Annotated in this window: 18 protein-coding genes; 14 read left to right on the top strand and 4 right to left on the bottom strand. The window is 40.6% G+C overall.

All coding sequences use genetic code 11. From position 1 onward, the window contains the following. Window positions 1-597: 597 nt before the first annotated feature. The 5 genes from BFS30_RS14815 to BFS30_RS14835 are packed head-to-tail and all read left to right on the top strand — an operon-like array spanning window position 598 to window position 7,493. Entirely contained in the window at window positions 598-3,759 is a 3,162-nt protein-coding gene (locus tag BFS30_RS14815; RefSeq protein ID WP_069380000.1) for a SusC/RagA family TonB-linked outer membrane protein, read from the top strand. Between the two features lie 38 nt (window positions 3,760-3,797). After that, complete coding sequence (locus BFS30_RS14820) at window positions 3,798-5,318, top strand: RagB/SusD family nutrient uptake outer membrane protein (RefSeq protein WP_167353146.1); 1,521 nt, start codon at window positions 3,798-3,800, stop codon at window positions 5,316-5,318. 28 nt (window positions 5,319-5,346) lie between these two features. Further along, the gene (locus tag BFS30_RS14825) at window positions 5,347-6,018 is read left to right on the top strand and encodes a fasciclin domain-containing protein (protein ID WP_069380002.1); all 672 of its coding nucleotides are present in this window, start codon (window positions 5,347-5,349) and stop codon (window positions 6,016-6,018) included. 26 nt (window positions 6,019-6,044) lie between these two features. Further along, window positions 6,045-7,025: a DUF5007 domain-containing protein gene (locus BFS30_RS14830; protein ID WP_069380003.1), complete on the top strand. Its 981-nt coding sequence runs from the start codon at window positions 6,045-6,047 to the stop codon at window positions 7,023-7,025. 42 nt (window positions 7,026-7,067) lie between these two features. Continuing rightward, window positions 7,068-7,493, top strand: coding sequence for a hypothetical protein (locus BFS30_RS14835; protein ID WP_157262928.1), 426 nt, complete (start codon window positions 7,068-7,070; stop codon window positions 7,491-7,493). Between the two features lie 113 nt (window positions 7,494-7,606). Here the strand turns inward: BFS30_RS14835 and BFS30_RS14840 are convergent, their stop codons facing one another. Continuing rightward, entirely contained in the window at window positions 7,607-8,626 is a 1,020-nt protein-coding gene (locus tag BFS30_RS14840; RefSeq protein ID WP_069380005.1) for an acyl-CoA reductase, read from the bottom strand. A 76-nt stretch (window positions 8,627-8,702) separates the two neighbouring features. On the opposite strand from BFS30_RS14840, the gene BFS30_RS14845 reads away from it, so the two are divergent. Further along, entirely contained in the window at window positions 8,703-9,053 is a 351-nt protein-coding gene (locus BFS30_RS14845; RefSeq protein ID WP_069380006.1) for a 4Fe-4S dicluster domain-containing protein, read from the top strand. Between the two features lie 81 nt (window positions 9,054-9,134). Here BFS30_RS14845 and BFS30_RS14850 read toward each other — a convergent pair whose 3' ends face one another. Next, the gene (locus BFS30_RS14850; RefSeq protein ID WP_069380007.1) at window positions 9,135-9,590 is read right to left on the bottom strand and encodes a universal stress protein; all 456 of its coding nucleotides are present in this window, start codon (window positions 9,588-9,590) and stop codon (window positions 9,135-9,137) included. A gap of 360 nt (window positions 9,591-9,950) precedes the next feature. On the opposite strand from BFS30_RS14850, the gene BFS30_RS14855 reads away from it, so the two are divergent. The 8 genes from BFS30_RS14855 (at window position 9,951) to BFS30_RS14890 (ending at window position 19,517) form a co-directional block, all read left to right on the top strand. Beyond that, window positions 9,951-10,751, top strand: coding sequence for a hypothetical protein (locus tag BFS30_RS14855; protein WP_069380008.1), 801 nt, complete (start codon window positions 9,951-9,953; stop codon window positions 10,749-10,751). Window positions 10,752-10,836: 85 nt separating this feature from the next. Further along, window positions 10,837-11,331, top strand: a complete 495-nt coding sequence (locus tag BFS30_RS14860; RefSeq protein ID WP_157262929.1) for a hypothetical protein — start codon at window positions 10,837-10,839, stop codon at window positions 11,329-11,331. 20 nt (window positions 11,332-11,351) lie between these two features. Next, entirely contained in the window at window positions 11,352-13,169 is a 1,818-nt protein-coding gene (locus BFS30_RS14865; protein WP_069380010.1) for a type VI secretion system Vgr family protein, read from the top strand. 17 nt (window positions 13,170-13,186) lie between these two features. Beyond that, window positions 13,187-14,053, top strand: coding sequence for a hypothetical protein (locus BFS30_RS14870; protein WP_069380011.1), 867 nt, complete (start codon window positions 13,187-13,189; stop codon window positions 14,051-14,053). A 7-nt stretch (window positions 14,054-14,060) separates the two neighbouring features. Further along, window positions 14,061-14,573, top strand: coding sequence for a DUF4280 domain-containing protein (locus tag BFS30_RS14875; protein ID WP_069380012.1), 513 nt, complete (start codon window positions 14,061-14,063; stop codon window positions 14,571-14,573). A gap of 2 nt (window positions 14,574-14,575) precedes the next feature. Beyond that, window positions 14,576-17,608: a hypothetical protein gene (locus BFS30_RS14880; protein WP_069380013.1), complete on the top strand. Its 3,033-nt coding sequence runs from the start codon at window positions 14,576-14,578 to the stop codon at window positions 17,606-17,608. Between the two features lie 22 nt (window positions 17,609-17,630). Beyond that, entirely contained in the window at window positions 17,631-18,602 is a 972-nt protein-coding gene (locus BFS30_RS14885; protein WP_069380014.1) for a hypothetical protein, read from the top strand. Between the two features lie 132 nt (window positions 18,603-18,734). Beyond that, window positions 18,735-19,517 carry a C40 family peptidase gene (locus tag BFS30_RS14890; protein ID WP_069380015.1) on the top strand — a complete coding sequence of 261 codons (783 nt, stop codon included), beginning with the start codon at window positions 18,735-18,737 and terminating at the stop codon, window positions 19,515-19,517. Window positions 19,518-19,523: 6 nt separating this feature from the next. On the opposite strand, the gene BFS30_RS14895 is transcribed toward BFS30_RS14890, so the two are convergent. Next, window positions 19,524-20,000 carry an OsmC family protein gene (locus BFS30_RS14895; RefSeq protein WP_069380016.1) on the bottom strand — a complete coding sequence of 159 codons (477 nt, stop codon included), beginning with the start codon at window positions 19,998-20,000 and terminating at the stop codon, window positions 19,524-19,526. A 72-nt stretch (window positions 20,001-20,072) separates the two neighbouring features. After that, window positions 20,073-20,978, bottom strand: coding sequence for a WD40 repeat domain-containing protein (locus BFS30_RS14900; RefSeq protein ID WP_069380017.1), 906 nt, complete (start codon window positions 20,976-20,978; stop codon window positions 20,073-20,075). Window positions 20,979-20,995: the final 17 nt, after the last annotated feature.

Raw genomic sequence — 20,995 nt, forward strand, 5'->3', positions numbered from 1 at the left:
AGCAATTTTGATGCGTGTTGGGCTTCTGGGACTGAAGAAGATGTTAAAATCTGATGATACCTTCTAATCTGAGTTTTACTGAATTAAAACCGAGATTAAGTGCTGTTTTTTTTGTGCGAATGCCTTTTTTAATGTAAAACAACCGTTTGTGTAATATTCCAATGCCGCATCACTTTATTAACGTAAGACATGTGGATGATGTTATTTTTCATGATTTTTTTTTGCTGTATGACGGCGGTATTTTTCTTTATTATTTAATGATGTCGGGGGCTTTACCTATCCTATACGGTTAATAGGGGAGTTATGCAAACGTTTGTGTAGTTAAAATTTGTTAAATGACGTTTAATTAACAATAAATTTAGGATCAGAGTTCCTCTAGAAGTACAACAGACTATTCGACCAAATAGTTTTTTAGCGGTAATTCAAAATTTAATTAACCAATTCAACTTAACCTAAACAACCATTACATGCAAAAAATTAGACTCCACTAATTTCCGTCGATTTAGACAGGACATCCTATGAAGGCTGTTTAGACTGTCTTAAAAAAGCATCCCTATTTTATTGAACACAGCTTAATTTTTAATTAAACAAAAATTTATGAATAAGTTTTACAAAAAACTCTTTATGGTCTCCCTATTGCTGTTTTTTGCTGCATTTGCTTTTGCGCAAAAGAAAGTTACAGGGACCGTTACCGGTGCTGACGATGGGCTCCCTCTTCCTGGAGTATCTGTTATTTTGAAAGGAAGCAGTAAAGGTGCAAGTACTGATAATCAAGGTAAATTTAGTATTGACGCCCCGGCGGATGGAACACTCCGCTTCTCTTATATAGGGTATGATGCTAAAGAAATTTCTATCTCAGGGAAGTCTGAAATTACCGTGAAATTGAATCCATCTGCAAATGCATTAAAAGATGTGGTTGTAATTGGTTTTCAGGAGGTGTCACGGAAGAAATCAACCGCTGCAGTATCAACAGTTAAGGCCAAGGATCTAGAAAACCTGCCTTCTCCATCATTTGATAAATTATTGCAGGGTAGGGTAGCAGGATTGAACGTACAAAGTTTTTCCGGTGAACCGGGAGGCAGGCCGACTTTTGTGGTAAGGGGAAACTCTTCTATCGGAAGAGCCGTAAATGCGGCGAGAGCATTGAGCAGCCCTTTATTTGTGATTGATGGAATTCCAATGTCTAATGACGATCTGTCTTCTTTTGGGGATCTTACAGGAACGAATTTTATTGCCGGACTTAATCCCAATGATATTGAATCTATTGATGTGCTAAAGGATGCAGCCGCGGCCTCAATCTATGGTTCCAGAGGAGCAAATGGAGTGATCGTCGTGAAAACAAAACGTGGAAAGGCCGGAAAGATGGATATCAATGTAAATGTTTACGGGGGAGTTTCCAGACAAGGAGAAATGGCCGAGTATATTACTGGTGCACAGGAACGCAGGTTTAAATTAGACTATCTGAATAAATATGCTAATCACAGAGATCAGGGGCTTTATCCACAGATTTTAACAGACAGTCTAAACCCGGCATTTAATAATGCAAATGACTGGCAAGGCATGTTTTTCCAGACAGGGATCATTCAGAATTATGACCTTTCTGCTTCTGGCGGTGTTGAAAATATCAATTACCGTTTCAGTGGAAACTATTATAATGAAGAAGGGATCATCAAAGGAAGTGGATTCAAAAGGTATACGATGTCTGGTTCAATGGGCGTGAAATTAAATGAAAAACTGCGGACGGATTTGGTGTTCAGATTGTCAAGGGGAGATCGTTCCCGCTCACGCGGACAGGCTCCATGGGAAAACCCACTTCCGATTAATGCGGGTACATTTCCGACATCGTTATTGTACATCAGTCCTTCTGACCGGGCTAATTTTACAGGCGAACTGGAAACAGCAAAAGATAAAAACATCAATGACGACATTACGGCCAGTCTAAGTCTGGATTATGATATTTTAAAAGACCTTCATTTTCGTACACAAGGGTCCTTGCAGAGCAGTAAGGCCAATCGAGATATCTTCAGGCCAAGTATACTGGATGCAAATGATGTGTTTTATGTACAATCTTCCAGAGCCAATTATGATAATTTCAACATCGATAACCTGTTGACTTATAGTCTTAAGCCTGGTAAAGACCATAACCTGAGTTTCCTCGCGGGTAATACGGTTAACTATACCTCCCGTGAGTATACTGGTGTTGGTGGTACAGGTTTCGGAAATAATGTGATTACTACAGTAACAGGGATTGATCCGAAGAACTATGTGAAGGAAGATCCTAACGGTAACCTGATTACCGGGTCGAAAACAGAAGCTTCCGGAATGTTGTCTTTCTTTGGTCGCGTGAATTACGATTTTAAAGACCGGTATCTCTTCTCCGTGAGTTATCGTGCAGATGCCTCTTCCCGCTTTGGTAAAAACTACAGATGGGCCTATTTTCCTGCAGTTTCAGCCGGATGGGTGGTGTCTGATGAACCATTTATGAAATCGACAGAAAATTGGTTGTCTTCCCTGAAAGTAAGGGGTAGTTATGGGGTGTCAGGAAATCTGCCTGGTGATTATTATGCTCCTTTCAATTCTTATCTGATCGGGCAGGGTGGTTATAATGGCTCGGGGCAAGTTAATACTTATAATGGGGTTAATGCAGTAACGGTTAATCCGAATTCGATTACTCAGGATAACCTGACCTGGGAACGCTCGATTCAATCGAACATCGGTGTGGATGCAGAATTTTTTAAAGGAAGATTAATGATCACCGCAGACGCTTACAACCGCGGGACTTCAGATATTTTTTTCGACTTAAATCTACCAGTAACGAGCGGTTATGCTAAAGTCAAAACAAATGCTGTAGACATCCGAAATTTAGGCATTGATTTAAATCTGAGCGGGAGGGTGTTTAATACAGACAGTAAATTCCAATGGAATCCAAGACTGATCATGTCGTTTAACAAAAATCAGATTGTCTCCCTGCCGGATGGCAACAGAGATATCATGGTTACCGACAACAATACCGGAACCACCTTCATCCTTACTAAAGGACGCCCTATTTACGAGTTTTTCCTGGTTAAATCTCAAGGTGTTTATTCTACAAAAGATCAGATTCCTTTTGATCCGCGTACCGGCGATCTGATCACTTACTGGAACGGATCGGTAACTGCACAACCAGGTTCTTACCGTTGGATTGATCAGAATTTCGATTATGACGTATGGGATCATTTTGATAAAGTAAGGGTAGGTAACCCTAATCCAAGGGTAACAGGTGGTTTTAGCAATACTTTCACCTATAAAAACTTCTCTCTGGAAGTATATACCACCTTTGTTTTGGGAAGAGAGGTATACAACACTTATATCTCCGGTCTGTTAGACAGGTACAAACAATTGGGTACATTTTCTCAAACCGGTTTACTTGACCTCAACAAATTGCCCATCTGGCGTCAACCTGGCGATAATGCCAAGTATGCGGATTTGAACCCTTATGGAAATTATTATTACCAGTTCAATAACTTCTCCTCTGCTTATATGGAGAATGGAAACTATGCTAAGATCAAATACATCAACCTGGCCTATAATTTCCCAGCTAAGGTGCTGGAGCGGTTTAAGTTGAAACGTTTGCAGGTATATACCATTATTGACAATGTGTACTCTTTCCAGAAATCAACTTTGCCTGATGTAGAAGCCGTAAATGAGTTGGGTGTTTATTCTGGCGATAGCTATCCTGTGCCAAGAAAGTTCACTTTCGGTTTGCAGGCCAGCTTTTAAGCAGGGATCATAAATAAGTATTAATTAGAATGACGATCATGAATTTATTAAAATATAGAATAGTAAGCATTTTCCTTTTAGGAGGACTGCTTTCCGGAGGATTGGTTTCCTGTAAAAAACTATTAGATCTTAAGCCTGAAGGTTCGGTATATGAAAGTGTATATTGGAAAACGGAGAGCGATGCCACTTCGGGATTGATGGGCGCTTATTCCCTGCTTCGCCGGTCACTAACGCTTGGTGGCCAGGGAATGTCAAATTTCGTGTATGGTGATTTTACGACAGGTGTACTTGTAGAAGGTGGGGATTATGCGCTGAACTTTTTAGTCAAAGGAGATCAGTACTATGGAACCGGAATTGCTGTGGATGACTTCCGAGGAGATTATATAGAGGACTTTCAAGACTGGAGTCCTTATTTCAGAACAATCACCCAGGCCAATACAGTGATAGAGAAAGTAAGCAAAATGCCGGAAAGTGCTTTCAAGAATCCGGCGAATAAACGTAAAATTATTGGTGAGGCCTATTTTATCCGTGCCTATACTTATTTTTATATGGTAAGGATTTGGGGAGATGTACCATTGGTGCTTCAATATGACCCGGATCCTGTATCTTCTAAAAATATCCAGCGTAGCCCGGAAGCTGTTGTGTTAGATTCCTGTGCAGCAGATATGAATAAGGCTAAAGGCTTGATGAGCTGGAATTCGGGCGGCGATCATGCAGTGAGGGCTGACAAGGGGGCTGCATTTGCCTTGCTGGCACATGTGAACAGATGGAAATATTTTGTAACTAAAGAAACGGATCAATCTTTATTGACTAAGGCTGTGGCCGCAATTGATTCCATTACTGCTTCTGGCAAGTATGAATTGGTGCCGGCAGTTAATTTTGACAAGCTTTTCAAAGGGAGATCATCAGAAGGTATTTTTGAAATTAATACCAGTGCTGACCAAATGGAATTTCAGGCCGGTGCCGGTTTTTACCGATATACGCTTGGAGCGCCCTACCTTCCAGGTAAAGCGAAATCGACAATTTTTGATAGTGATGTGATCAACGCCTTTTTTACCGATTCTGATGATGCCCGTTATGAATATTATTTTGACCGCAATAAAGTAGAAGATATCATCCTGACTAAGTATATCGGAAAGAATAACCAGAACAGGGTTTTTCTAAATGCGTCAAATACTTCCAGCGGATTTGTCGATTGTAACATCAGTATTTTCCGACTGGCAGAAATGAAGCTTTTAAGGGCAGAATGTAACGAATTACTTGGTCGTTCTGGCGAAGCTTTAACCGATCTTAATGATGTAAAAAGGAGGTCAAATGTGGGTAATTATTCAGGTGCTGATCTGAAAACAGAAATTTTTGAAGAAACATTCAGAGAGTTGTTCTGTGAAGGTCATTCCTGGTATGATATGGTGAGGAATAAAAGATTAGTAGAATACCTGGATCGTTTTCCTCAGGCCAGATTTGATGAAGAAGGTTGGAAATGGCCTATTGCGAGGTCTCTGTTTGTAACGAATAAAGATCTGGCTCAAAATAAATACTGGATTGGCAGATTAAGGTAAATCAATGATTCACATTAAATAGATTCTCATGAAAAATAAACTAATATACATCTTAACCTTCTTTGGGCTTTGTCTTATGGTGACAGCCTGTAAGAAGAATGACTATATCATTGGAGGCGATGTCCATGACCCGAGGGTTAACATGACCACTTATGATTTTCTGAAAAGCAAACCTTTATTCGATACATTGTCTATACTCATCGACAAAGCAGGAATGAAAGAAGAGATCAACGGTAATACCACTTTTTTTGCACCTACAGACTACTCTGTAGCAGAACTGCTGGCACGTCGTACAAGAATTATTCAATTGAAATACAACAATGAAAACATCAGGTATACCCTGGATAGTCTTCCTATACCGGAGTTAAGAGATTCATTACGTTCCCATCTTTTTGCAGGCGCTATTAACAGGGAGAATCTTTCTCTGGGAGATAAGTTGTTTAAAAGCAAGTCTAATGAAGATTTTTCAATTTTACTGACAGAAACAAACGATTATACAGGACTGTTAACCACCAAACCTCAGTACCTCTATCTGGTGAAAGTAAGAAATGGATTGGATCTGAAGTTAGCTAATGGTGAGCCAGATCCCTCTATTCCGGATGAGGATAAAGACATTAAGGAGCTGGCCCAGACTTCAGGAATTATTACAACAAATGGAATCCTGCATGTTCTGCACAACAAGCACAAATTTTACTGGTAATCGTTAACCACATTAAATCAAAAGAAATGAAGATGATAAGATCTGTTTTAATGCTGATCGCATTAATAAGTGTAGCCTGGTTTGGCTGTAAAAAGATTCCGGTAGGTTTTATAGGTGAATCTATGTATTATAAGGATAGTCCTTTCAAAATCGAGCAAGGGAACATCAAACAAGTAACGAGTTCGCTTAATCTGGATGGCTCCACGCTCCCTGTAAATGTAAAGCTGCTGGAAGTGAGAGTGAAAGGAACGAATCAACGTGCGGATGATTTTTATAAAGAGCATGAAGTGTATGTCTATAAACAGCCTATTGATCCAGCTGTCGATACTACGATAGCAATGGTCAACGCAAAACGGGAAAAGAAAATGCTGCCACCATTTGAATTTTTACCAAGCGGGCAGTTCCTTTTCAACGCCGGCACGATATTTCTACCGGCCAGAGCACAATACGAATTTGATATTGAGGTGAGTAATGAAAGCGGTTCCAGGGTATATAAGAATATTGGAGAAATCCAACTCCAGGATGCAGAGTTGTTTAGGCCATACGCCATTGCAAATAGCTGGTTTTCTGATCAGACTGGTTTGAGTGGAACTGTAAATTCGACTCCAGAGATGATCATTACAAAAGTGAGCAATCAGGGTACAAACGCTATCGTAAAAATTGTAGATAAAAACGGTGTTCCTTTCAATCCGAAGAAAGGGGAGATTATCAAAAGAGGGGATAGGCCCACTTTCGAATCTTATGCCAAGTTTAATCCAGTAGTAATTGGAGACGAATCGATGACCTGTAACTATGAAATTACCCCTTTCCCGATGAAAAGAATCAGCGGATACGGAGATTTTCTAATGTATTACCGTATTCCAAGCACCTATGCCACACTGGATAATTTTCCGGCAGGACAAGCTCCAGGTTCTACATTTAGCATCAATCCGAGGTTTGGATTTCAGATTAAACAGGAAGGTACTTATCTGATTACGATTAAACTAAATGGTGTGACGCATAAATAGTAAATATTAAATAGGTTAAACCAATAATTAAACTCCACAATTATGAAAATGTTATCCCTTTTCCGAATGAGCAGTGCGTTGGCAATTGTAATGTTTGCCAGTAGTTTTACGATGACCAAGGAACTGAACGCTGTTCCGCAATCTAACATGAGGATGATTCCTCCGGTTACGGTAACAGAGACGATTAATATCCCCTGGACCTCACAAACGGCAACTGCAACATTAACCTATGGTTTGGCTGGATCGCCTCCATACCAGATTACGGCTTCGATCAATGGAACGAGTCTGACTAATCTTTCATTGGGATTGGTCAATCATCAGGGAGGAACAGTCAATGTTGATACGTTCCAAACTCATGTGGTGGATTCAGCTGGCGGATACGAGTACAATATTGAAGTGAAGGTATCCGGAGTAGTAGGGGGACAATGGAGAATAATGTCATTTACTGTTGAAGCCATTGTAATCTAAACCAAAATACCTGGGTTTGAAATGACCTTTATTTTGGTAACATGCATAATCAAACCAGAAGCGGAGCGGTCTTAGTTCCGCTTCTGATTTTTTACACCTTCCTATTTAACGGTTTATATTTTGTTCAGGAAGTCAATCGTATTTACATTATCTGCATAGTCCCATAACCGGGGATGCTGACTCTGACCCGGCTCCAATACTACAGTGTTCACTTTCAAATCTGCGTTTGAAACCACGCATTGAATGTTTTCCGCCTCCTGGTTTAACCTTTCCTGAACCTCTTCTATATTTTGATACCGTTCGTAATATAAAACAGCAAGGGGCGAAACCATATTTACATCCTCTTTCAACAGTAAAAATCCATTGTCATAATGTGTGGCTGCATTTACCAGATAAATGGATTTGTTATAATCGTAATTGTTATTGTACTTGAAATGGTTAATGATCGGCTGAAAAGGTTCCAATGGCTCATAGAAATATTTGATATCATAATCTTCAGGAATGTAAAGCTTCGATACATTTCTGCATCCTAAGCCAAAATAATCAAAGATATCATGACCCAGCACGGTAATTTCTTCCTTGCTTTCCTTTCCGGTCAGCACAGCAACGCTATTTCTGTTTTTTCTGATGATATTGGGAACCTTGCCAAAATAAAATTCGAAATACCTGGAGGTATTGTTGCTTCCTGTAGCGATTACGGCCTCAAAATCTTTAAGTCGCTCTACATAAATAATGCGGTCAGCGAGTAAAGGTTCTATTGCAATCAGGCGTTTAAATAAGGCTGGAAGTAACTTGTCATCTGATGAAGACAGCTTTATCAATGCTATATTTCCGGTAGCAAGCACCGAAATCACATCATGAAAACCTACCATTGGAATATTTCCGGCTAAAATCAATCCTACCTTTTTTGGCGTTTCGCTGATTTTAATGCCTTTGAACCAGGTCTCGATATCGGATTCATTTAACATATCATGTAAGGCTTTAAGCGCCTTTTCCACTTCTTCCGGACTGAACCAGGCATTGCTGTTTGAAGCCGATAAAATTAAATTTTTGAACTCAGGATCGGGATTGGCAACAAAGTGACTAAGTTTTTTGAATGCAATAATTAGTTTTTCAGCAGTAAGCATTGGCATATTCCAAATATTTTAAAGTTTATGTGTTATATTTGCATTGCAAAGGTAAACCTTAGCATTAGATATCGACGAAGACATGGCTATTAAAATAACAGACGAATGTATTAACTGTGGAGCATGTGAGCCTGAATGCCCCAATAATGCTATTTATGATGCAGGCACAGCCTGGAGATTCTCCGATGGTACCAATTTAAATGGTATTATTGATTTTGGAGGAAAAGAAATTGATTCAGAATCTGCTATGGAAGCAGTATCTGATGAAGTTTATTATATCGTTTCGGACAAATGTACGGAATGTAAAGGCTTTCATGACGAACCTCAATGCGCAGCAGTATGTCCGGTGGATTGTTGTGTTGATGATGAAGACATCCGCGAAACTGAAGAGGAGCTGTTAGCGAAAAAGGCCTGGTTACATCAGGAAAACTAGACGCTTTAGTTTAAAGATCATAAAAAAGAGGATGTCCATAAGACATCCTCTTTTTGTTTGTGCAGATTTTTCAGAAAAGGATTAATCTTTATCCTCGAATTTATTAGGTACAATCAATACGGGGCATGCAGACTTTCTTGCCACATGTTCGGCCACACTTCCCATTAAAAAATGGTAGATGCCGGTGCGTCCGTATGTTCCGATTACAATGAGGTTAGAACCCCATTCATCAGATTGTTGGATGATGCCGTGCGCTGCGCTGTCTATTACGCTTAAATAAGTAGTGGGGATACCCAATCCAAATTTGGCTTCTATTTCCTTGAGGAGCATATGGCTATTCTCCTCACTATTGTCGTAAGTCTCTAAAAAAACAGGTGCTAAGGTAAGGTCGGGATTGATGTTTGCTGGTATCGGTTCAATAATATTGACCAATGCCACTTCAGCACCGAAGGTTTTTGCAATCTCATAACCTGTTTTAGCTGCCTTTTCAGAGCAGGTACTATTGTCGACAGCAATTAAAATCTTTTTAACGTTCATGATCTTACAGATTAATGGTGATACTATAGATACATCCTGTACCCGTTAATTGTTTTTGTTACCGCTCAGGTCTTTCCTTATGCTATCCTAAAAATACGAAATTTTGAAAAGAAAAGGTGAAGATCCATCCGGAATGTACAAGGAATTAGTCGGCACTCTGTATAATTTTTCTACAGACAGTACACCTATGTAATTTCCTCTATTGTAATATTTAAGTCTCAGAAAACCACTGAAAGGCATAATCGTAAACAGATAACAATTATTTTCCAGGCGCAATAGGTTTTGGCCGAAAATTTGTTGTATCGCTAGCGTTCAGTATATTTTATATTAATTTATTTTCAGTGGCTTTCAAAGCAAATAATGGAAGGATTAAATTACACAGCAAGGACACCTATTGCCCGGATTTCCGGATTCAATTGGAATAACGCCTCAGGTGGCCCACCGGCCAAAAAACCTGCTATACTTGTTTTTGTGAATGGTTATAGGATGGCTATGCCGGTTGCAAACATTGTTCGCGAGTTTAAACGTAGTGATGAAGTGACACTGGTAGACGTAAACGACTACTGGAGTGATATCGATGACCAGTTTAAGAGCAGGTTAAATGATCAATATGCATTTTATGCAGATGGAGATGCCCCAACCTTAACCGCAAAAAATGGAATGGGTTTTAATGCACGTAAAATGCATGGCCGCAAGGCAGCACAAAACCTGATCAGGAAGATTTCCGTATTAAAATTCAACAATACCGTACCAAATACCACACCAAGCAGAGCTGATTTTGGCATTACCAATGCCGCAAAAAAAATACCTATTGATATCGTTTGTCATAGTATGGGCTATGCTTATGCTCTTGGAATGATTGAAGAACTGACTGAATCCGGATATTGGGTAGACCGGCTTTATGCCATCGCCCCTGAAAATCCGACAGCAGGGTATACCCCCGATTTTTTAGATGTAGCCAATCAATATGGAAGTGGACCGGCTGATCCCTGGTATCATCAGGATAGAATCGCCCCTCAGGATAAGATTCCGGGCATCAGACAAAGGGCGTTTATTCCTGAAGGAATAGATAAAGGACCATACGATAGCCATAGCATTGCCAATTATGGCTGGATCTTTAAAATTAAGCAATACCAGCAAGGATACATTTCACCAAGATAACATGATTAAAAACATTATCTTAATCTGCGTAGCAGTTTTGTTTCTGTTTGGCACGGCCAGCAGTTGCAGTAATAAAAGTAAAAATATGAGTTCTGAAGAAACAACTAAAATGGATACGACAGCACAAGAAGACGTAAAAACAGCCGCCCGCCAGACCTTAACCTCATGGCTGGCCGAAGGTATTGAAGGTGTTCAATTCCTCCAGGCCAGTGAATGGAAAATCGACGATCAGGTTTTTCTGAATAGCAGTAATGATAAAGGATACCTGCTATTGCTCAATCAGGATAAAGACCCACAGGCAGAACTGGATTACGTTCAGGTATTGTATGCCGCCAAAGAGGAAGGAAAGTGGAACATTTACCTGGAATCTTTGCCCAATTTAGTGATCCCAAGAAAAAAGGAAAACGGAAGTTTTGTGGCCAATACACTTGACCAGCTTGCTGCTGCAGGAGAGAAGGAAATTGGCCGGCAGTATAAAAGTGGCAATGGAGAGATTAACGATGAGTTCATCAACAAAGAATTCAATGACGATCTAAAGAAAAACCATCAACGTTTTTTATCCAGAAAAATTAAGAACTAACCAGCTCAGCGCCTAAGACCATGGAAGAAAGAATTATCACTACGATCAGTATTGATGGGAAACCTATCTCTACTTTTTCGAACCTAATGATCCGACAATCATTCAATAATCATCATTTTTTTGAACTGTATGTGAACCATGATACATTTGAAAATCTTGGAGATTACCGTCCAAATAACTCAAAAGGACACATCGGTAAGCAGATTCTGGTTACCATTACTGAAACATTATCCAGGGCAGAGACATTATTTGCAGGAGTAATCTGCGAAGTGGCCATGGAACAGAGCCATGGTATGCACGGAGAGCTGGTACTCAGGGGCTATAGCCCAACCATCCTGATGGACTATGGTCCGGTATTACAAAGTTATATGGCCAAAAGCCTGTCTGAGATCGTGCAAAAAGCGACCATGAAAATGGTAAGTAATGACCTCAATATGAAGGTTGCACCGAAGTTTGCCAAGAAAATCAATTATATGGTTCAGTATAAGGAAAGTACTTTTTCCTTCCTGAACCGCTTATCTGCCGAATATGGAGAATGGTTCTATTACGACGGACAAAATACCTATTTCGGCCGTCCCAAAGAACAAAAAGAAATCAGCCTGACTTATGGCCGGGAAATCAGCGCCATGAACTGGTCGATGAAGGTCAGCCCGGTTAATTTTTCCCAGTATTCCTATAATTCAGACAACGATTATATCCATGAAACGAGTGCCCCTTCAACAGAAGGCTCTGAAAATGACAATGGGTTTGCTGCTGCGGCTTCAGGAAAAATGTTCTCTGAAGATATCAACATCCCGATTAAGCCAAGAGTACAGGATCAACAGGAGCTTGCTGAGCTGATTGCTGCACGTAAAGCAGCCGCAACTGCAGATCTGGTTGCTCTTGTGGCAAAAACCAGCAGCCCGGCGGTTATGATTGGCGGAATTGCCAATATCAGGGTTTCTAAAAAAGGAATACTCGATTTTGTTACCGAAGATTATGGTAAATACCTGCTGACCTCTATTGTACATGAAGTAGACGGTAATGGACGGTATAGAAACACCATTGAAGGAATTCCGGCGCTTAATGAGGTGATCCCTGTAAAACAAGCCCGTTATCCCGTTGCCGAAGCGCAGGTAGGGACGGTGAAATACAATAATGACCCGATGAATATGGGACGTGTTAAAGTGGAGCTACTGTGGCAGAAACCTTTAAATGAAACTACAGACTGGGTTCGGGTATTGACACCGGATGCCGGTAGCAGCGATCTGATCAGTATCAACAGAGGATATGTATTTGTTCCCGAAGTAGGGGATCAGGTGATCGTAGGTTTCCGATATAATGACCCTAACCGCCCTTTCATTATGGGAAGCATCTTCCATGGTAAAACAGCTGGAGGTGGATTGGAACAAAACCACCTGAAAAGTATTACCACCCGTACGGGTCATCTGGTTGAATTTGATGATAGTGAGGAACGTCATGGAATTAAGATTACCGATAAAAACAGCAATATCATTCATATCGATACCAAAGGAAATAATATCACTGTAACGGCTAATGAAACAATGACCTTCAATGCAAAAAATATGAAGATCAATGTGGCTGAAAATATGGACATGCAGATTGGTCAGAATATGACGACCAATGCAGGTGAAAATATTAAGGTGAGAGCGGTGCAGTGGCATGAACTCTCTGCCAAAGACATCAAAGAGAAAGCTGAGGCCAGTATTACCGTGCAGTCTAAAAAACACTCAAATACGGCCGATGATGTACGTGTGGTGAGTTCTGTGGCGGATTTACAAATGTTTTCAGGTAAATCTATTGTGGCAAAAAGTGCGGAAAAAAGTAAACTTTTCTAAGCTGATTTACCATAAATATGGATGTGCATAACATAGAGAAAAAGGACTTTTTAAAATGGAGTCCGGCTCCCTTCAACCGGTGGTTTGGGGTAGCTTTTGATTTTATTACTGCTGAAAGGCAAAGCAGGGTAAGCTTTGAGGTTCATGTCGAAAATGTAGGCGTGCTATCCGACGGTTCTTACCATTTTCGGGTCAACAGGGATAAACATATTTTTATAGATGATTATGAGCCCGATCTGGTGATAGATGAAATCGCAGTAAAATGCAGTGAGTTTATTTATCCGCTGGATATTCAGGTTTCTGCAGAAGGGGTATGGACGGGTAGAACCATCCATGCAGAGTTAATTAAACGCTGGCCGGATTTCAAGCAAAAAATGCTGGATGAGTATAACGGAGGTTATATTGTTCATTACCTCAATAAGATGGAGGAAAATGTCCTGGATCATAAAAAATTCAGCAAAGCCCTGGAAAAAGATCTTTTCCTGACACTTTTTTTTAGAAGTACTGCTGCGATTTTCAGACAAAAGGAGCCGGTAAAAACCTCTTTATTTCCGCTTGTACCTACAGAAACTGCTTTTTATTATGAGATAACGGCAGAAATTAATGTAGAGGAAGACCGGATCACAGCAAAATTAAGGGGAAACCTGGATCCTGATACACCGGTATTTGTTTACAGTACGATTCCTACACAGACAGAACTGGAAATTAATTATGTGATTGATCCGGAGTTAAATCAAATCAGGACCATTTGGGGAAGTGGTTTTGCGGAATTAAAAACGGGAAGAATGGAAACCAGGTTTTCTGCATTTCATATCAAAGACCGGGATGTAGCGGTTGAAATGACAGAAAACAAAGCGGACCGGACACTTTATTATTTAGGATAAGATCGTTATGGAAGAGACAGAATATACAACGAGTAAGGCAGAGAAAAGTGGTTTTCTCGTTTGTCAGGGAGCACAATGTATGTGCAAATTCGGCTCTAATCCAGCAGAATTACTTGTGCTGACACAGACTAAACATTATGTGAATGACAGCGCAGGTTCGCAGAAACTAATTGCTTCACATCTGGATATTGGTGTTCCTTATAAACCTCCGTTTTTTGGCAGTTGTAAGAAAATGCTCAATAAACCCTGCAATCCGGTAATTACGGAATGGAAGGAGTATTATGAGGATGTTGAACTGAGCCATGGTGGGATGCCCTTGCTGGATAAAAGCACCTGTACCTGTGCAATCGGTACACCAGATTGTATCAATATTATTCAACATGGACAAAAGGGGTCCGCTTCAGGAGCGAATGCAGCTAAAGCAGAAGAAACGGTGCACAGTCAGATTAATCCACTGGTCAATCCAAAGGCAATTGACGATAAGGATCCTTTTGCAGGTGTAAACTTAATGGGTGAATAGTTATGGCAGGAGTTAAAGAGATAAAGCCGGAAGGCTTTAGTGAAAGCAGCACTAAGCCAGGTGGTATTCCGCTGGTTGCTCCGGGATCAATGCGGAAAAGAAGTGTGACCGGTGAGAACGGACAGGCTTATGTACTGTTCGAAATTCCTTATGAGCAGGATACCCGTTTTATGGCGGAACTGGATAAAAATACAGCCAACCCTCAAACCACAATGAGCGGATTGAAGTGGTTCTGGATTTATAATTTTAAAGGACAGATTGTTGGGGAGTGGACTGGTGAAGCTGCAAAAACATATACAGAGGCAACCGGACAACCGGACAAATATAACATTGGTAAAAGATACATACAGTCTCAATATGCAAAGGTCGGTGCACAGAAAATGAAACCTGGAAGGGCATTCTGGATGGAAGCCTTCAGCCTGCGTCCGGAACTGAAATCTCCTGTAGGAGCATTTGTGGTGATGGTGGCAGAAAAACCGATTGTAGTGGAGATCAATGCTGAAAAGCCACTGAGTAAATGCGGTTGTAACGGAGATCAACCTACTGAATACCGTTATGGAGAACTCCTTAAAGTTCAGTTGCTGATCCATGAGCTCCGCCGGCAACATACAGTGATCGTAGAGGTTAAAAGTAAGGATGGAAAACAATTAGGTCGTCAGGTGCTTACCGCTCTGGAACCTGAAAAAATGGAAGAAACCAATAATTTTATTGGTGTCAATTATAATTTTACTGGAGAGGTTAACTTTATCCTCGACAATAAATGGAAAGAAACTCTGGGGCATCAACAAGGACAGAAAAAGGAATTTGTAGTGCATGTTGGGGTCTGGGAAAATCTAAATGAAGATAAACCATTGGCTCAATATACCGGACAGCCGGTAGCCAGTTCGACCCACGTTAATCCGGCTAAAATATTGCCGAAAAAAATCTCACAACGGGATTCCAGTGTACTGACCTTACTTTACGATACCGATGAGGTGGCACAGGCCAGGCAAGAGCAAACCAATCAAGTGGTTAAAATCGGAGTCTCCGCTGTGAAAACCATTTGTTACGCAGATTGTAAATATGAAGCAATTCGTATTGAAGAGATTGTTCCAGGTGCAAAAGAAGAAGCAGCCAAAGAAAAGAAGACGGAATACGATAACAGGAAATTTGTGATGCTGGAGGAAAAGGCTGATGCTGCTACCGGGCCAAGAAAGGTACTTCATGATTTTACACACATGACCTACAACATCGTTGCCGGGGCGGATAAAGGACAGAAAGAAATTACCATAACCCTGGGAGAAGTGCAGGTCAATGATAAAGTATGTATTAATAACCCTAAACATACTGGTAAAGTATTCAATACCGAGAAGATTGAAGAAGCAATAGAACAGGAGAAGAATCAGCCGGTTACCCCCGCAGCAAATGCTTTTATGAAAATTCTTGATGGAGGAAAACATACTTCCACTGTAAGTGGAACAAGTAGTACTTCTAAAATGAAAACCGAGCAGAAACCTGGTTTTCTAATTATGAATGGGAATACCGACGAGATATTTAAATTTAAAGCAGCTTATCAGTATGGTGATATGGATAGTTTCTCCTATCTTTTTTCTTTGTGGAACCCGGCAAAAGCTAAACATAAACTTTATCCGTTACTTGTACAAAGTTGTCGTTATCAGCGACCGGTTACTTTTGCGGTTTATCCGGATATTAAATGGGCCATTAATATCAAATTCAATTTTGAAAATCTCGGTTGGTTTGAACAGAAAAAATGGTATAAAGCCTCAAAATATAAACTGAAGTCAGTCGCGTTCCAGGAGACCAGTCTCGATCTCAGGGGGCCAGATTTCCATATTGTCGGGGTACAGCGTTCTGTGAATGTAGAGATTCAGGAAAATAGCAGAGAAGACCGTAAGATCAAAAGAGAGGAGTTTGATCCAGCCAAAAGTAAAAAGTTAGGTGCCGGGAGGACAATCCTGGATGTTGGAAAAGATATCGAACTCGGCCTGGAAGCACAATGGAACGGCGGAGATAAAAAGGTCGAGCTAACAGATAAATTTATTAAAGATGTATACAGTAAATTTAAGATCGGATTTGAAATTTATAAGGAGGTCGCCCGGATTATAAAAGGACAAGGGACACCAAAAGAAAGCCTTGATGAAAAACAAAAGACTGTTTTTGAAAAATTCAAGAAAGGCCTGACCAGAGAGCGTAAAAAATTAAGTTTTGAGTTTACGCCGCCTTCCATTGCGGCGAGCCTTGGCTGGGGACTGGCTGAAGAAAATAATAGTAGTGACCCTTCGTTAAATAACCTGAATAGTCTTGTGCTGGATTATGCCCTGGAATTCAGTCCGATCTTTGGTGCCAGCATCAAACTGGATTTAATTGCGCTGGTGCAAAATGCGCATCCTATTGCATATGTAGTAGTGAAACTGGTTGATTTTGCTGCTGCTATGGGAGATGCAGAAATTATTGCAGAAATCAAGCTTAGCGGAGACATAAATCTGAAAGGAAGCGGGACTAAGAACCTGATGACAGGCGCGAATACGATGACCAATAAACAGTACCTTCAGGACACGAAAGCTAAACCCCTTGAAGGTGATGTCAAAATAGAATTAACTGTAACTTTAAAGTTCAAGAAAGACAAAACTTACGATGCTTTCGTTTATAAGGTAATTGTCAGTGGAGAGGTGAGTGCAGAAGCCAAAACTTTTATTAAACTTGGCGCTGCAGTGCAGGCAGATGAAAAAGGATTGCACATTGCATGGGAGTTTGTTTTTGGCGGACTTAAACTGGATGTTGTGGCGAAATTAAGTGTTAAAGGTGAATCCAGAGGAAGGAGACGAGATAATCCTCAGGCGAAGCCGAAGCAGGATAGCTTTGTTGACGTTGGTGATAAGTGGTCCTTTACACTCCTTAAAGAATCCACCTGGCCGATGGGAAAATGGTACTTTAGTGAACCGGATAAAGCGGTTGCTACTACACCTGCTGCGCCGGCGTCGACACCAGGCAATACTACTCCAACCAATAGACGCGGAGCAACGGGAGGTTGGTAATACAGGCGATTAAAAATGAAAAATGAGGAAATTAATTATATCAAGTTTAGTACTGTTGTCGAGCCTGGGAGCTTGTCAGCAAAAACAATCATCAGATACAACTCTAAAAAGTCAGGATAAGAACATGGATCAGAAAATGCTGGATATTTATAAGCAGGTAAAAACATACGATTATAACCCATGGTATGAGGTAGAATTTAGCCAGGATGCCTGTGGTTATGAAATTTTAATCAATGATGTACCCCTGCACCGTTATTTGTTGTTTGGTAGTGCCAATGAGCAACGCATTCAGGTTAATGATCATATCCTGACGAGTGGAAAGCAAGAGATTACCATACGCTTGTTTCCCCCTCAGCTTTCAGACGAAAGCTGGTCGCCGACACTTGTTGATGCTTCAAAGTTTAAAATTAAGGTATTTCATCGCAAACCTGATGGACCTTTGGAAGACTATAAACAGGTTTTTGAATTTAATACCCCTAATAAACCCGGGACGGAAAATTTCCTGGCTAGCGGACAAAAAATCTTTGAATTTAAAGGCACTTTTGAGGCAGAGGTGCCATATCAGTTAGAGGGATGGCGCAATTCTAAAGACCTGAGTAAAGAAAATCAGGACGAATTACTGAAAGAGGCCGTTGCAGCTTATAACAATTTCAGAAATGTACTGATAAAGAAAGACGTGAATGCCTATGCATCACTGATGTATGATAAAGAGGTCGAGCTGGCAAAAGCTTTTTACTGGGATACTCCTGCAGATTCCAAAGAACGTTGGGATGAAATGAGTGGTACAGTCCGGGAAAAGAGAGAGATTTTGCCGCTGAAAGATTTTAAAATGGTGCTGTATGCCGGTGGAAAAGTGTTAGCCTTACAGCCAACAAGCGAAATGTATAAAGATTATCTTTCTGCCATTCATGCCCAGACTGATGATGATGATATTCAGGTTTCCTTTCTGCTTCATAAAAAGGCAGGTAGTAATGAACTGACACCCATACGATAATAAAGATCAAAAAAGAAGCCCTGCAACTGAGTCGCAGGGCTTCTTTTTTACCCGCCTCTAAAAATCCGTTAATAGTAATTGTAATAATTACACAGTTATTCTTAATTTTATGCACTCAGAAAACATATCATAATGGGACAACAATATGGAATTTGCAGGGTAGCAGTAGCACCCCTAAGAACGGAAGCCTCTGATAAGGCTGAAATTAGTTCACAATTGCTTTTTGGAGACCATGTGGAGGTGTTAGAGAAAACGGAGAAATGGTGGCTGGTATACAATGCCTACGATGGGTATGAAGGCTGGATCGACTTCAGGCAGCTTGCTGATTTATCTCTTGAACAGTACGTTAAAAATCACGATTGTGATCATGTCGTACCTGCAGAGCTTGCCAGCATCGTTATTGATAGTACAGGAAGTAAGTATTTTTTATCTCCGGGAAGTAATCTTCCTATGCTGGATGAAGGCTTTTGTTATCTCGGTGAGGAGAAATTTATGGTGATGTTTACGCCAAAAAAGATTTCGGGATTTCATACTGCAGATGATGTCATTCAAAATGCCTTGTTTTTCCAGAATGTCCCTTATTTATGGGGAGGCCGGAACCTTTTTGGACTCGACTGTTCAGGCTTTGTTCAGGTAGTCTATAAATTGAATGGCATTCAGTTGAAACGTGATGCCTGGCAGCAGGCAGAACAGGGGACAGATGTTAATTTCCTGCCCGAAGTACAACCCGGCGATGTCGCCTTTTTTGATAATGATGAAGGTCGCATTACCCATGTGGGAATTATGCTGAATGCCAACGAGATCATTCATGCCTCAGGAAAAGTAAGAATTGATCCGATTGACGACCAGGGGATCTATAACGCCGAGCTAGGTAAGTATACCCATCGCCTGAGAATTATCAAACGTTTTATTTAAATTCTGTTAAGCCCCTTCAACCACACATTGTGGTTGATGTTTAACCGGAAAATTACAGGAATTTGCAATGAAACACATTTTATGTGCCTGTTCATGCAAAGCATTCGCCTTATCGATATCAGCAGCATTGGTGATCGTTACTACAGGATATAGCGTCACTTCAGAAAACCTTCCGCTTCCATTAGGCTCTTCTAACATGATGCCTACGGCATTGTCCTTATAATCCATTACAATGATGTCATTCTGCGAACATAAATGCAGGTACCAAAGCATATGGCAGGAAGAAAGAGAGGAGACCAGGAGGTCTTCCGGATTATGTTTTGTTTTATCTCCTAAAAAGGCAGAATCTGAGGAACCTGAAAGGTCGGCTTTATGGTCAATAGAAATCACATAGCTTCTATCATAAGAGCGGTAATCCATTGTTCCGGATCCTTTATTTCCTGTCCAGGTAAGCGCGGTTTTGTATTGATGTTCTTTAGCCATGATTTGTACTTTGTTTATGCCAATTTAAACATTCTTACTTTTCTTTTCCTAGTTTTTAAAAGATAAAAAGTATCAGTCTGATTGGTCCATCTTCCAGATCATTACCTGCCTGTCATCACCGGTAGAAATCAGGTAGCGGCCGTCTTCAGTCCAGATCATTTTATTGATAGAGTGGAAGTGTCCCGGAGTATTTTTTTCCAGACTCAGGATCTTATACAGCCTGAAATCCTGGCTTCCCCAGAGTTTAATTCCTTTGTCCTGACTACAAGTGGCAAAATAGGGTTTGGTTGGATGGAAGGCGATGGCGTAAATACTAAACATATGTGCAGCAATACTATTGATCAGTTCATAATGAGGCAAGCTCCATACCTTCAGTTGAGCATCTCTGCTACCTGAAATCAGGTAATTTCCCTCCGGAGCGTACTGTAAAGCAGTGATGGGCAAGGTATGTCCTTTCAGCTCCCGAATAAGACTGTAATCTTCAGAACTGTAAATGCGGATCAGTCCGTCTTTAGCGCCGAGGGCAATCTGTTGCTCATCTTTACTTAAGGCGATCGATCTGACCGTTTGCTGGATTACAGGAAAATGATACAATAAAGAAAAATCCTTTAAAGACCATACTGCAAGCAAACCATCTTCACCCGTGCTGATCAGCTCATTTTTATAAGCAATGGTTTTGATATCAAACACCCCTTTCTGGTGGAAGCTTAAGGTTGTAATTACTTTTTCCTCCTTCAGGTCAAATACCAGAATCAAACCGCTTCTTTGTGCAATAAACAGTAGGTTATCATAACGGTGTAGGGCATAAACAGAGCTCTGTACCGGAACAAGTACCCTGACAAAACTCATGGTTTCCAAAGACCATTCTACGACCCCCTTGTCATTTCCTGCGCTAAAAAAGGTATCCTTCTTAGTAGAGTTGATTAAAGTATAAATCGGATTCTGGTGTCCGCTAAGCGTATGTAAGTGTTGTAACATGCTGAATTCTTTTCTGG

The organism is Pedobacter steynii, assembly GCF_001721645.1.
GTDB lineage: Bacteria > Bacteroidota > Bacteroidia > Sphingobacteriales > Sphingobacteriaceae > Pedobacter > Pedobacter steynii_A.